This is a genomic window from Spirochaeta thermophila DSM 6578, assembly GCF_000184345.1.
Taxonomy (GTDB): domain Bacteria; phylum Spirochaetota; class Spirochaetia; order Winmispirales; family Winmispiraceae; genus Winmispira; species Winmispira thermophila.
The window spans coordinates 2,253,821-2,266,934 of sequence record NC_017583.1 but is presented as its reverse complement, the minus strand read 5'-3'; the positions used below and the strand labels follow the sequence as shown (position 1 = coordinate 2,266,934).

8 protein-coding genes are annotated in these 13,114 nt (G+C 62.5%); 7 read left to right on the top strand and 1 reads right to left on the bottom strand.

Annotated features, from left to right (window positions below; all coding sequences use genetic code 11):
- The first annotated feature begins 3 nt into the window (after window positions 1-3).
- From SPITH_RS10300 to SPITH_RS10270, 7 genes are all read left to right on the top strand, one after another.
- A complete protein-coding gene (locus SPITH_RS10300) occupies window positions 4-3,387 on the top strand; it encodes a beta-ketoacyl-ACP synthase 3 (protein ID WP_014625600.1) in 3,384 nt (1,127 codons plus the stop codon).
- 136 nt (window positions 3,388-3,523) lie between these two features.
- Window positions 3,524-6,442: an insulinase family protein gene (locus tag SPITH_RS10295; RefSeq protein WP_014625599.1), complete on the top strand. Its 2,919-nt coding sequence runs from the start codon at window positions 3,524-3,526 to the stop codon at window positions 6,440-6,442.
- 85 nt (window positions 6,443-6,527) lie between these two features.
- Window positions 6,528-7,802: an MFS transporter gene (locus SPITH_RS10290; protein ID WP_014625598.1), complete on the top strand. Its 1,275-nt coding sequence runs from the start codon at window positions 6,528-6,530 to the stop codon at window positions 7,800-7,802.
- A gap of 1 nt (window position 7,803) precedes the next feature.
- Window positions 7,804-8,742, top strand: coding sequence for a zinc dependent phospholipase C family protein (locus SPITH_RS12840; RefSeq protein ID WP_014625597.1), 939 nt, complete (start codon window positions 7,804-7,806; stop codon window positions 8,740-8,742).
- The gene (gene pyrC, locus SPITH_RS10280) at window positions 8,724-9,734 is read left to right on the top strand and encodes a dihydroorotase (RefSeq protein WP_014625596.1); all 1,011 of its coding nucleotides are present in this window, start codon (window positions 8,724-8,726) and stop codon (window positions 9,732-9,734) included. The genes SPITH_RS12840 and pyrC overlap by 19 nt, the downstream gene beginning before the upstream one ends.
- 158 nt (window positions 9,735-9,892) lie before the next feature.
- The gene (locus SPITH_RS10275; RefSeq protein WP_245523500.1) at window positions 9,893-11,269 is read left to right on the top strand and encodes an MATE family efflux transporter; all 1,377 of its coding nucleotides are present in this window, start codon (window positions 9,893-9,895) and stop codon (window positions 11,267-11,269) included.
- A 60-nt stretch (window positions 11,270-11,329) separates the two neighbouring features.
- Window positions 11,330-12,340 carry a peptidylprolyl isomerase gene (locus SPITH_RS10270; RefSeq protein WP_014625594.1) on the top strand — a complete coding sequence of 337 codons (1,011 nt, stop codon included), beginning with the start codon at window positions 11,330-11,332 and terminating at the stop codon, window positions 12,338-12,340.
- Between the two features lie 49 nt (window positions 12,341-12,389).
- On the opposite strand, the gene SPITH_RS10265 is transcribed toward SPITH_RS10270, so the two are convergent.
- A complete protein-coding gene (locus tag SPITH_RS10265; protein ID WP_014625593.1) occupies window positions 12,390-13,112 on the bottom strand; it encodes a DUF6062 family protein in 723 nt (240 codons plus the stop codon).
- Window positions 13,113-13,114: the final 2 nt, after the last annotated feature.

Sequence of the window (13,114 nt, the reverse complement as noted above, 5' to 3'; positions counted from 1 at the left end):
CCCATGGGACACCAGCTTCAGGATCAGGAAACGAAGCTCTTTCTTGACCTCTACAAGCACATGTTCTCCGCAAGGGAGATCGATCGCATAGAGGAGGACTACACCAAACGGGGTGAGGCCTTCTTCACCGTCTCGGGCGCAGGTCATGAGGCTGCGGCAGTGCTTGCCCCGCTCTTCACAGCGCACGACTGGCTCCACTGTCACTACCGCGACAAGGCCCTCATGCTCGCGCGAGGGCTCGATTCGGCCCAGTTCTTCCATTCGCTCTTCACCAACAGGGAGTCTCACTCCGCAGGCAGGCAGATGAGCGCGCACATCAGCGCCCCACACCTCAAGATCCTCTCCATCGTGGGGCCGGTGGGAAACTCCGCCCTCCAGGCGGTGGGTGTGGCCAAGGCCGTACGGGATACCGAGGGGGCTCCGGTGGTGCTCTGCTCCCTGGGCGACGGCATGATCCAGCAGGGTGAGGTGCTCGAGGCCATCGCCCACGCGGTGAGGGATGGCCTCCCCGTGCTCTTCTTCATCGAGGACAACAAGTACGCCATCTCCACCAGGACCAGAGGGAAGACCTTCTACGAGCTTCCCGAAGGCAGGGTGGACTCGTTCTACGGCATCCCCATCACGTATGTGGACGGTACCGATGCGGTGACCGCCTACCGCACCCTCAAGGATGTGGTGGCAGGGATGCGGGAGGACAGAAAGCCGCGCATCGTGGTCTTCGATGTGGAGCGGCTGTGCAACCACACCAATGCGGACGATGAGTCGGTGTACCGTCCCGAAGAAGAGCGAAAGCGGGTGCGGGAGGTTGCAGACCCCATCAAGAAGCTCAGGCAGGTGCTCATAGAGAACGGGATCGCAGAAGAGGAGCTTGCCTCCAGGGAGCAGGAGTGGCGCAAGGAACTGGAGGAGCTCGCCGCCCGGTGTCAGCTCGTGTCCGACCCGGAGCCCATCTTCACCGCGAAGAAACCCCTCCCTCCAGAGCTGGAGGACCCTTCGATCGAAGACAAGGCACCTCCCCTCTCGGAAGAAGAGGTGCTCGTGATGCGCGATGCCATCAACCGGGTACTGGAGAAACACCTCGCAGAGAATCCCGGGGTTTTCCTCTTCGGAGAGGACATAGAGGATCCCAAGGGCGATGTCTTCGGGGTGACGAGGGGGCTCACCCGGAAGTTTCCGGGTCGTGTCCAGAACTCGCCCCTCGCCGAGTCGAGCATTCTGGGCATCTCCATAGGCATGGCCCTCGCAGGAAAACGACCTGTGGCCTTCCTCCAGTTCGCCGACTTTCTCCCCATTGCCTTCAACCAGATGATCAGCGAGCTGGGGAGCATGTGGTGGCGGACGAACGGCGGGTGGGAGTGTCCGGTGATCGTGATGATCTCGTGTGGGGGGTACAAGCCGGGGCTCGGGCCATTCCACGCGAGCACCATGGAGGGGATTGCGGCACACATCCCGGGGGTAGACGTGTTCATGCCGAGCTCGGCCGACGATGCGGCAGGGCTCCTGAACGCCGCCTTTGCCTCCGGAAGGCCTACCCTCTTCTTCTACCCCAAGAGCATGCTCAACAACAGGCAGTTTGCCGCCACCCGCGATGTGCGCCAGCACCTCGTTCCCATAGGCAGGGCAAAGGTCCTCAGGCGCGGCGAAGACCTCACCATGGTCACCTGGGGGAACAACATCCTCCACTGTCTCAAGGCCGCCGAGACCCTCTCGCAGTATGGTGTGGAGACAGAGGTGATCGACCTCCGGAGCATCGTGCCGTGGGACAAGGAGACGGTCCTCGCCTCTGTGAAGAAGACCGGCAGGCTCATCGTGGTGCATGAGGACACGCACACCGCGGGCATGGGGGCGGAGATCGTGGCCACCGCGGCAGAGGAGGCAGGGGTGCCTGTGGAGGTGGTGCGGGTGACACGGGCCGACACCTATGTGCCGTGCAACTTCCCGTGTCAGCTCGAGGTGCTCCCCTCGTACAAGCGGGTGCTCACCACGGCGGTGGAGATGCTTGGGGGGAGCATCCGATGGCAGGAGAAGCCCAGGGCCGAGGCCGGCTACTACTTCCTGGAGGCAGTGGGGTCGAGCCCCTCTGACGAGCGGATCACCATCCTCGAGTGGAAGGTGAAGGAAGGCGATGCCATCAAGGCCGGCGAGATCGTGGCCGAGGCCGAGGCCGACAAGGCGGCGGTGGAGATTCGGGCCTCGGTCGATGGAGTGGTGGAGGAGCTGCTCGTACAGGAAGGTGAGTCGGCCCCTGTGGGGAGCGCCATCGCAAAGATCCGATTGCCGGAGGGAGCCGCCCGTAAGGAGAAGCCCCTGACCCAGGAGGAACCCGGTACACCACTCATCGAGGGGCTCGGCGGGGCGAAGAAGAAGGCCCGCCTCACCGTAGAGGCACCTCGCGAGGAGAGGGCAACGGTACGGGACGGCGGAGAGGGTGCCCTGCCTGTGATCGTGGACGTGGCAGGAAGGCCGGGCTCCCGGGTGGTGACCAATGAGGAGATCTCCCGCATGTGCCCCACATGGACGCCTGAAGACATCGTCCGGCGAACCGGTATCCAGGAGCGCCGGTGGGGCTCCGACGATGAGGATATCCTCTCGCTCTCCGTGGATGCGGTGCAGAGACTCTTCGAGAAGACCGGCGCCCGGATAGAGGATGTGGGGGCCATCATCTGTGCCACCACCACCCCTCCCTACAACAGCCCTGCACTTGCCACCCTGCTCCAGAACCGGCTCAGCGAGGGGAAGGGCGGGATCACCTGTCCTGCATATGATATCAATGCGGCCTGCTCCGGGTACCTCTATGCCCTCCAGATCGCCTACGACTACCTCTCTTCACGGCCGAAGGAGACCGTGCTGGTGGTGACGGCCGATGTGCTCTCCAGGAGGCTCGACACCTCTGATCCTTCCACCGCGCCGGTCTTTGCCGATGGTGCGAGCGCCACGCTCGTGGCAGGACCCGAGGCCGGAGTACGGGGCAAGGCCCTCCTCTACCGGCCTGTGCTCTCGGCAGAGGGTGAGGATGGGTCCATCCTCAGGATCCCCTACCAGGAGCCCATCTTCATGGACGGTCCTGCGGTCTACCAGCGCGCGGTGAAGGCGCTCATCCACATCCTTCGCAGGGCCCTCGAAGAGGCGGGTTTCACGGTGGAGGACATGGATCTCATGGTTCCCCACCAGGCGAACCAGCGCATCATCGATGCGGTGCGGAAGCGCATGGGGCTCCCCGAGGAGAAGGTGTTCTCCAACATCGCCCGGCTGGGGAACACCTCGGCGACCACCATTCCCCTCTGTTTCGAGGAGATCTTCCCCACAGCCGGGCCGGGGATGGTGCTGGGACTTACGGCATTTGGTGCAGGGTTCACCTTTGCAGGGGGAGTAGTGAAGACCCTGTGATCGATGAGGGGCTGATCTCCCGTGTGCGCATGAAGGATTCAGGCCGCCGCAGAGTCGGCGGCCTTTTTGTGTCCTGTTGTCAAAGCGCGGAATATGGTGTAGAGGAAGGAAGATACGCGCGCATAAGGAGGCGGACGTGAGGGAGCATCTGGTACCGGGCACCCGTGTGGGAGGATTCCTCATAAAAGAAGTGGATGCAGTCCCGGATTTCACCGGGGTGGGGATACGGGCGGTGCATGAGCCCACGGGGCTCGAGGTCTACCACCTGTACAACGACGATGATGAGAACTTCTTCGCCTTTGTCTTCAAGACCCTTCCCGACGACGATAAAGGCACACCACATATCCTGGAGCACACGGTGCTCTGCGGTTCGGAGCGGTTTCCCCTTAAGGACCCTTTTGCGGTGCTCATGAAGGGGAGCCTTGCAAGCTTTCTCAATGCCATGACGTATCCTGACAGGACGATCTATCCTGCAGGGAGCACGGTGAAGGAGGACTACTTCAACCTCATGAAGGTGTACGGGGATGCGGTGTTCTTCCCCCTTCTGCGGGAAGAGGCCTTCATGCAGGAGGGGCACCGCCTCGAGTGGGTTCCTGATGGGAGACTTGTGAGGGTGGGGGTGGTGTACAACGAGATGAAGGGGGTCTACTCCGATCCAGAGGCGGTCTCGGGCGAATGGTCGCTGCGCGGCCTGTTCTCCGAGAGCCCCTACCGGTTCGAGAGCGGGGGTGATCCGCACGCCATTCCCTCGCTCACCTATGAAGAGTTCGTGCGCTTCCACAGGGACCACTATCATCCCTCGCGGTGCAAGGTGATGCTCTACGGCAATATCCCTACAGAGGAACAGCTGGCCTTCCTGGAGCGGGAGTTCCTCTCGCGGTGTGAGGGGAGGCGGGCGCCGGATACGCGGGTGCCCTTCCAGGCGAGGTGGGAGGTTCCGCGTACCATGGAGAAGACATACGGCATAGGTGAGGGGGAGCCGCTCGAGGGTCGTTCCATCATGACCGTCAACTGGTTGCTCACCACCCTGTGGGACAGGTTCACCACCATGAGCCTGGAAGTGCTGAGCGAGGTGCTCGTGGGACACGACGGTGCGCCCCTGCGCAAGGCCCTCCTGGAGTCGGGTCTGGGTGAGGATGTGGCCTCTACCACTGGGATCGAGAGTGAGATCTTCCAGCCGGTCTTTTCCGCAGGGCTCAAGGGGACCGATCCGGAGAGGGCTGGAGAGATAGAGGAGTGCATCTTCTCGTCCCTGAGGGAGCTTGCAGAGGAGGGGATCGATCGGGAGCTGATCGAGAGTGTGCTGCGGCGTGTGGAGTTCAGGTTCAGGGAGCTTCCGGGCAAGCGGAATGCAGGGCTCTCCCTCATCCGCAGGGTGGTGCGTGGCTGGATCTACGATATTCCGCCGGGATTCATGCTGGAGTTTCTCCCGGTCTTCGAGGCCCTCAAGGCGCGGCTCGCCGAGGAGCCCGACTACTTCTCGCGGCTCATCAAGGAGTACTTTCTCGAAAATCCGCATCGGCTTACCCTGGTGGTACGGCCTGAGCCTGGCAAGCTCGCGCGGGAGGAGGAGGCCGAACGCCGGGCCCTCGAGGAGCTGGGGGCGAGGCTTTCTGAGGAGGAGCGGAGGGAGGTACAGGAGAAGGCGGAGCGAGTGCGGGTCTTCCAGCAGAGTCCCGATGATCAGGGCGTGATCCCCCTTCTTCGGCGGGAGGATCTCCCCCGGGAGGTGGAGCGGATCCCTCAGGAAGAGGTGGTGTGTACGGGGGTGCCGGTCTACGTGCACCCGCTTGAGACGAACGGGATCGTGTATGTGGATCTCCTGTTCCCGCTCTCCGGGATCAACCAGGAGGAGCTGCCGTATGTACCGCTCCTTGTGGATGTGCTGGAGGGCGGGGGGCTTCCGGATATGTCCTACGACAGAGTGGCGGTGCGGCTCTCGCTCACCACGGGTGGGTTCTCGGTTGAAGAGGATGCCACGTCGCACCTCCTCACGCGGGAGCCGGTGCCTCAGGTGGTGGTGCGCGTGAAGATGCTGGAGCAGTACGTGGAGGAGGGGCTGGGGCTGGTGCGGCGTCTGCTCGAAGAGGTGGATGTGCGTGATGAAAAGCGGTTGCGGATGTTGTTCCTGGAACTCAAACAGGACTTTGTCTCATCGATCGTGCCTTCGGGACACAGTTTCATGAGTCTACGTGCCGAGGCGGCCTTTTCGCGGGCCATGCGTCTGGAGGAGGCCTGGGGAGGGGTGAGCCAGTTCTTCTTCCTGCGTGAGCGTGAGAAGGAGGGGCTGGCAGGGGTTGGTGAGGTGCTCGAGGGGATGAGGCGGCGTGTGGTGGTGAAGGGGGGTCTCGTGGCAGGGATCACGGGGCGGGGTGAGGGGGTACGTCGTGTGCAGCGGGTCCTGGAGGAGTGGTTCGGGGCGATGGAAGAGGGGATGGGTGGGGGTGTGCCTGAGGGGCCTGAGGTGGGGCGTGTGGCGGAGGCCTTCGTGGCGCCGAGCAAGGTGGCGTACGTGGCGCAGGCAGTGCCGGCCTTGAGGCTGGGGGAGGAGGGGTTTTCGGCCATGGTGGTGCTCGCCCACCTGCTCAAGGGTGGGCCGCTGTGGGAGCGGGTGCGTATGGAGGGAGGGGCGTATGGGGCGTTCGCAGGGGCGTCTGCCATGGAGGGGGTGTTCACGGTGACGAGCTATAGGGATCCCCATGTGCGCAGGACACTCCAGGTGGTGCGCGAGGTGGTGGAGGAGGTGGCGGAGCGGGGGGTGCCGGAGGATGTGGTGGAGCAGGCGGTACGGGGGGTGGTGGGGCGCGAGATCGCGCCGGATGGGCCGGGGGTGAAGGGGTTCAGGGCGCTGCGCAGGTGTGTGCTGGGGATAGGGGATGAGGTGCGTCAGGCGTACCGGGAGGGGGTGTTGGGGTGCGGGGTGAGGGAGGTGCAGGAGGCGGCGCGGCGGCTGGTGGAGAGGTGGGATGAGGGGCGGGTGGCGGTGCTGGGGGATGGGGAGCGGGTGGCCGAGCTGGAGGGGATGCCGCACCGGAAGGTGGTGCTCCCGCTGTGAGCGGGATGCGATCTGGTGTGGGGAGATTTTCATTGCGTTTTAACAGAGATGCGCTACAATGGGAGAAATCAGACAAGGGAGGTGGATGGTGAAAGGTATGACGACCCAGGAGCGCAGCTGGGTGCTCTACGACTGGGCGAACTCTGCGCACACCATGATCGTGATGACGGTGATCTTTCCCATGTTCTTCAAGGGCGTGCTCGCCTCGGGGATGGAGGCCCATCGTTCTACGGCTCTCCTCGGTTATGCCAACAGTGCTGCCTCACTCGTGGTGGCCTTCCTGGCCCCGATACTAGGTGCCTTGGCTGACTACCGAAACTCCAAGAAACGGTTCTTCTCGGTCTTTTTCACCATGGGCGTGCTCGCCACCGCAGGGATCGCCTTTGTGCTTGAAGGTCAGTGGAGCATAGGGCTTCTCCTCTTTGTGATCTCGGTGATCGGGTTTTCGGGGGCCAATATCTTCTACGATTCGTTCGTGGTGGACGTGACTTCCTCGGAGCGTATGGACTGGGTCTCTGCGAGCGGCTATGGGTGGGGCTACATCGGCGGGAGCATCCCGTTCCTTCTCGCAATGGTCCTCATCCTTCTTCATAAGCAGCTGGGACTCGAGAGCCAGGTACCCATGGTGAGGGCCTCGTTCCTCATTGCGGCGGCCTGGTGGGCGGTCTTCAGCATCCCGTTCTTCCTCTTTGTGAAGCAGAACTACTTCGTGGAGCATGCGGGCAGGCCTGTGCGCGAGGCTTTCAGCAGACTCTACCACACCTTCAGGAACGTGGCCCACTACAGGGCCCTCTTCGTCTTTCTCCTGGCCTATTTTTTCTACATCGATGGGGTGGTGACCATCATCAAGATGGCGATTCCCATAGGGATGGATATCGGGCTTGGACAGACGACGTTGCTGGTGGTGCTCCTGGTGGTGCAGTTCGTGGCCTTTCCCTTTTCGCTCATCTACGGGAGGCTTGCGGAGCGGTTTTCCACCCGGACGATGCTCTTCGTGGGGATCGCCACGTACTTCGTGATCACCCTGCTCGCGACGTCTTTGCCGTTCATCCCTTCGCTCGGGGTGAAGACCGCGGTCTTCTGGCTCATCGCGGTGCTCGTGGGTACGGCGCAGGGTGGGGTGCAGTCGCTGAGCCGTTCGTACTACGGGAGGCTCGTGCCCAAGGAGAAGTCGGCGGAGTTCTTCGGGTTTTTCGACGTGATGGGCAAGTTCGCGGCGATCATGGGGCCGGCGCTGGTGGGGGCCTTCACCGATCTCACGCGCCACACGGCGGCGGGGATCTTCAGCGTGAACCTGCTGTTCCTCATAGGGCTCGTGCTCCTGCTGGTGGAGAGGAACCTGGAGAAGAGGGGGGTGTAGGGTGCCGAAGGAGGTGCTCCACTGGGTGATCGCCCGGATGGTGGGAGAGGGGCTCCCTCCGGGGAGGGTGCGAAAGGCGGTGGAGGCGCACCCCGGGCTGTTCTTCTACGGGGCGGTGGCGCCCGACTCGCTCTTCTACGTGCTGTCCCCTTCGAGGGAGGTGAGGGAGGCGGGGAGGCGGGTGCACGGCACGGCGGGGGTGGAGAGCTTTGCAGGGCTGCGGCGTGTGGTGGAGGGTGGGGCCGGGGAGGTGGCGGATGCCCTGGTGGCGGGGTGGCTTACCCACGTGGCGGCGGATGTGGTCTTTCACCCCATGGTGTTCTACCTTACGGGGAGCAGGGAGGCGGAGGATGAGCGGGTGAGGAAGGGGAGCACCTACCGGCACTATGCCCTGGAGACGGTGCTCGATCTGTACGTGTTGGACCGGTGGGAGGTGCCGTGGGGAGGGCGGCTCGAGCGGATGGTGGGGCCGTATGGGGGGGATCGGCGGGTGGGGGAGGTGCTCGGGGCTGCGTGGTTCCTGGATGAGGGGCGGGCGGATGAGGCGGGCCGCGTGATGCGGCGGCACGCCCTGCTGCAGGGGCTGTTCTTCTCGAAGGGGGCGGCCTTCCTGGTGGATGCGGCGGGTGTGGTGGTGCCGTGGTTGCGGAGCTTCCGCGGGCTGTTCTACCGGGAGCGGTTCCGATGGCTGCGAGGGGTGTGGAGAGGGCCAGTGGCCTGGCGGCACCCGGTGACCGGGGAGGAGCGTGAGGCAGGGGTGGAGGAGTTGATGGAGGAGGCGGTGGAGAAGGGGCGGGAGCTGGTGCGGATGCTGGAGGAGGTGCCGGCCCGGGAGTGGCCGGTGGGGCCATGCCTGGAGACAGGGCTTCCTGTGGACGACACGAGACCCATGCGGTACTTTGATGTGGAGAGAGAGCCGGTATGCAGTATCTGGAGCTGAGAGCGCCTGACGACATGCACCTTCACCTCAGGCAGGGTGAGGCCCTCATCCACTATGCCCGCGATGCGGCACGCTCGTTTGCCCGCGGCCTGGTCATGCCGAACACCATCCCTCCGCTCACCTCGCCCGATGCGGTGCGCGAGTGTGGGAGTCGGATTCGCCGGGCAGCCCCGGGCTTCACTCCCCTTCTCACCTTCAAGATCCTCCCGAACATGGATCCGGGCCTCGTCCATTCTCTCAAGGAGGCAGGGGCGGTGGCAGGCAAACTCTACCCCGAGGGGGTCACCACCAATGCAGAGGACGGGGTGCGCGACGTGGAAGCGCTTTTCCCTGTGTTCGAAGCCATGGCCGGAGAGGACCTCGTGCTCTGTGTGCACGCCGAGATACCCGGCGCCCCGGTGTTCGAGCGGGAGGTGGCCTTCCATGAGACCTTTCTGCGCATTCACCGCGCCTTTCCCTCGCTTCGACTGGTCTTCGAGCACATCTCCGACGCGCGCACCCTGGCGTTGATCCGAGACCTGCCGGCAGACCGTGTGGCGGGAACCATCACCCTTCACCACCTCCTCTTCACCCTCGAGGACCTCATGGGAGGGGCTCTCAATCCGCACCTCTTCTGCAAACCAGTGGTGAAGACGGCCGACGATAGAAAGGCCCTGCGTGAGGCAGTCTTCTCAGGCGATCCGCACTTTTTCTTTGGCTCGGACAGCGCGCCCCACCCCCGTGCGCACAAGGAGCAGAAGGGGGCGGCGGGGTGCTACACCGCGCCTTACGCACTCGAGGCCCTCGCCTCGCTCTTCGAGGCGCACGGTGTGCTCGGTGCGCTGGAAGGCTTTGTGAGCGAGCGCGGCGCCCGTTTCTACGGCCTCCCGCGCAACGAGGGAAGGCTGGTGCTCCGAAGGGAGGAGTGGACCGTACCGGAGGAGTACCACGACGTAGTTCCCGCCTGTGCAGGGATGCGGCTCACCTGGAGGGTGGTGGAGAAGGAGGGGTGAGCATATCCCTTCTGCTGATGATGTGGCGCCTTCCACCAGGGCCCATGGTGCTGGGAAAGAAAGGAGGTGACCTGCTGTGCCTTTCTCTTGATTAGACGTCTAATATTTAGTATTGTTTTCTTGTTATATTCTACCTCTGGAGGCTATGTGTGCAACAGATGCGAGGCGTATCGCTTCAGGAGCAGATGTTTTCCGGGCCGGTATTTCCCCTCCTTATTAGGCTCTCCCTTCCCATATTTGCTGGGATGCTCTTTCAGTTGCTCTACAACATCACCGATACCATCTGGATAAGCTGGATTGATCTGGAGGATCCCTCTCTGGTGGGGGGTATCGGGATCATCTTCCCCCTCATATTTCTCTTTATGGCCCTTGGAAATGGGCTTATGGTGGGTACGGCTTCTCTGGTGGCGAGAGCCGTAGGTGAGCAGAACGAGGAACACCTCGATGCTGCAGCTGATTCTGGTCTCTTTATGGGCCTCCTCATCACAGTGGTGATGGTGGTGGGAGGATATGTCTTTAAGGATGCGCTTGTGGGAGGTCTGGGGGCAGAAGGGGCCTACTATGAGAGGGCGCTTGAGTACTTTACCTATGTGCTTCCCGGAGCTGCGTTCATCTTCATGCAGAACACCCTCATCGGGGTGCTTCAGGGTGAGGGGCTCGTGAACTACGTGATGAGGTCGATGATCATCGGGACGGTTCTCAATATCGTGCTTGATCCTGTGTTCATCTTCCTCTTCGGTTGGGGTGTAAAGGGCGCGGCCCTCGCTACGGTGCTCGCCCAGGGGATCGGTTTTCTCTACGTGGTGTACGTCTTTCTCGCGGGGAAGACGAGGGTTCCCATCCACATACGGCTTTCGGGGATACGGGGCAAGGTGATGGCCGAGATCTTCTCGGTGGGCTTTCCCCAGACCTTGGGACAGGCGATCATGTCCTTGAGCTTCCTCATCTTCAACCGCATCGTGATCGCCATAGATCCCCTCGCGCTCACGGCCTTCACCCTCTGCGGCCGGTTCGACCAGGCCATCCTCATGCCCATCTTCGCCGTGGCCTCGGCCCTTGTGACCATGATGGGGCAGAACTTCGGGCGGCGGCTCTACGATCGGATGCTCATCATCTGGCACGTGGCGCTCAGGGTCTCGGTGGCCACGGTGGCGGTGATCGTGCTCGCCATCGTGCTTTTCGCGCCGAGGATCTTCTCCCTCTTCACCGATGTCCCCGAGGTGCTCTCCTATGCGGTGGCCCAGGTCCGCACCATGGAGTACGCCTTCATCTTCGCTTCGTTCGGGATCCTGGGCAGGTCGTTCTTCCAGGCCATAGGAAAGGGATGGGCGGGGCTCCTCCTCGTGCTTCTTCGCCTGGTGCTCCTCGCCGTGCCTGCGGTGCTTCTCTTTGTGTATGTGTTCGATCTGGGGATACGGGGTGTCTGGTTCGGGCTCGTCTTCGCCAATGTCTCCACCGCGCTCACCGCTGCCTTGTGGGTGCCTCGTACCATACGGTCGATGATGGAGAGGGAGCCGATGCCGGCCCTCCGGTAAAGGGTGGTCAAAACCGACCCGATGGAGTATGGTAGAGCGATATCTACCCAAGGGGATGACATGAAAACAAGAACCATCGTATGCGTGTTGGCGGCATTGGTGCTCGCCGTGTTTCCGGCGTGCGCCGGCGGGAAGGGAGAGCCGAAGGGAGGGGAGACGGAGGAGGTGCAGGCGGCGGCTCCCGCTTCCGGGGAGGCGGCGGCAAGGGTGAACGGGGAAGAGGTGCCTTCGAAGGAGGTGGAGAGGGAGGTCCAGAGGTACGTCGCGCAGTATCAGCAGTACGGTATGGAGGTGTCGCCGGAGGAGGAACAGAAGCTCAGGGAACAGGTCCTGGACGTGCTCATAGGGAGACTCCTCCTCCTCCAGGAGGCGAAGAGAATGGGGTTGTCGGTCGATCAGGCCCAGGTGGACGCTCAGATAGAACAGTACAAGCTCCAGTCGGGTTCCGAGGAGACCTTCAAGAACATCCTTGCACAGGCGGGCTATACCGAGGAGGAATTCCGTGAGGAGCTCTCCCGGGCCTTCCTCCTCCAGCAGGTGGTGGATGAGAAGGTCACCAAACATCTCTCGGTGAGCGACGAGGAGGCGAGGGCGTACTACGACGAGAACCCGGAACAGTTCGAGCAGCCCGAACAGATCAGGGCGCGTCATATCCTCATCCGCCTTGCGCCGGATGCTTCCAAGGAAGAGGAGGAGGCCGCGTATGCGAAGATCCATGAAGTACAGGAGAAACTGAACCAGGGAGCCGATTTCGCCGAGCTCGCGAAGACGTACTCCGAGGGACCTTCCGCCCCCAACGGCGGTGACCTTGGATTCTTCGGCAAAGGCCAGATGGTTCCCGCCTTCGAGGAGGCCGCTTTCGCCCTCGAGGTGAACCAGGTGAGCGACGTGGTGCGTACCGAGTACGGGCTCCACCTCATCCAGGTCACCGACAGACAGGAAGCAGGCAAGGCGTCGTTCGAGGAGGTGAAGGACCAGCTCAAGGAGATGCTCCTCCAGCAGAAGAGTTCAGAGGCCATCAATGCCTTGGTGGAGGAGCTCAAAGGGAAGGCGGAGATAGAGATCTACTGAAGAGGAGATGTGTCGAGGAGGCACACAGGGGAGGGAGACGGGCCCTCCCCTATTTCTCTTTCTTTTCGTTCAGCACCATACCTGCGAGAGTCTCGATGGCGCGGGGTACGGCTTCGCGGGAGGTTCCCCACGGACGGTTCGCGTTCCGGTAGTCGTACTGGTCGATGAAGTAGGAGAGGGCTTCCTCAAGGGCGCGAAAGCGGTCCTCCTGACGCGTTGTTACTGTGGATAGAAACGATGAAAGGTGTTTTCCTCCGAGTAGAAGGGGGGCTTCCCGGAGGAGGAGGTCTTCATGGGGGATGCAGAAGCCCATACAGCGGGTCACGGCTTCCCTGAAGTCCTCTTCTTTCTTCCAGAGGGTGAAGACGATGTGTATGTTGAGGGAGGTGCCTTCTTCGAGTTCGTCACAGATGAGGCAGGTCTCGTCCTCGATCTGGGATCTGTTCCTCAGTATCCTGATGAGCCGGGGGACGCGTTCCACATGTCTTCGCACCTCGTCGTACCGCTTCCGCCTTCGGCCGACCCGGTAGGCGAGGATGTCCTTGAGCTGGATGGCGAGGGGCAGGAGGTCGTTACGTTCATAGAGGAGCCGGAGGTGGTGACCGCAGTAGCCTCTCTCTTCTATGAGGGTACGGGTCGCGGGGTCCATGATGTTCTCGAGGTGCGAGGTGATGAGCTGGTGTTCCTGCTTTCGTTCGAGGACGCAGAGGGGACACTCGGCGTCCTGCCGGAAAGCGTCCCAGACGGCGAGCGTGGCTATATTGTGTTTCATGG

Excerpts from the sequence above, each read along its gene's own strand:
- SPITH_RS10265 (WP_014625593.1), bottom strand. The coding sequence starts at position 13,112 with ATGAAACACAATATAGCCACGCTCGCCGTCTGGGACGCTTTCCGGCAG.
- SPITH_RS10270 (WP_014625594.1), top strand. The coding sequence starts at position 11,330 with ATGAAAACAAGAACCATCGTATGCGTGTTGGCGGCATTGGTGCTCGCC.
- pyrC (WP_014625596.1), top strand. The coding sequence starts at position 8,724 with ATGCAGTATCTGGAGCTGAGAGCGCCTGACGACATGCACCTTCACCTC.
- SPITH_RS10275 (WP_245523500.1), top strand. The coding sequence starts at position 9,893 with ATGCGAGGCGTATCGCTTCAGGAGCAGATGTTTTCCGGGCCGGTATTT.
- SPITH_RS10300 (WP_014625600.1), top strand. The coding sequence starts at position 4 with ATGGGACACCAGCTTCAGGATCAGGAAACGAAGCTCTTTCTTGACCTC.
- SPITH_RS10290 (WP_014625598.1), top strand. The coding sequence starts at position 6,528 with ATGGTGAAAGGTATGACGACCCAGGAGCGCAGCTGGGTGCTCTACGAC.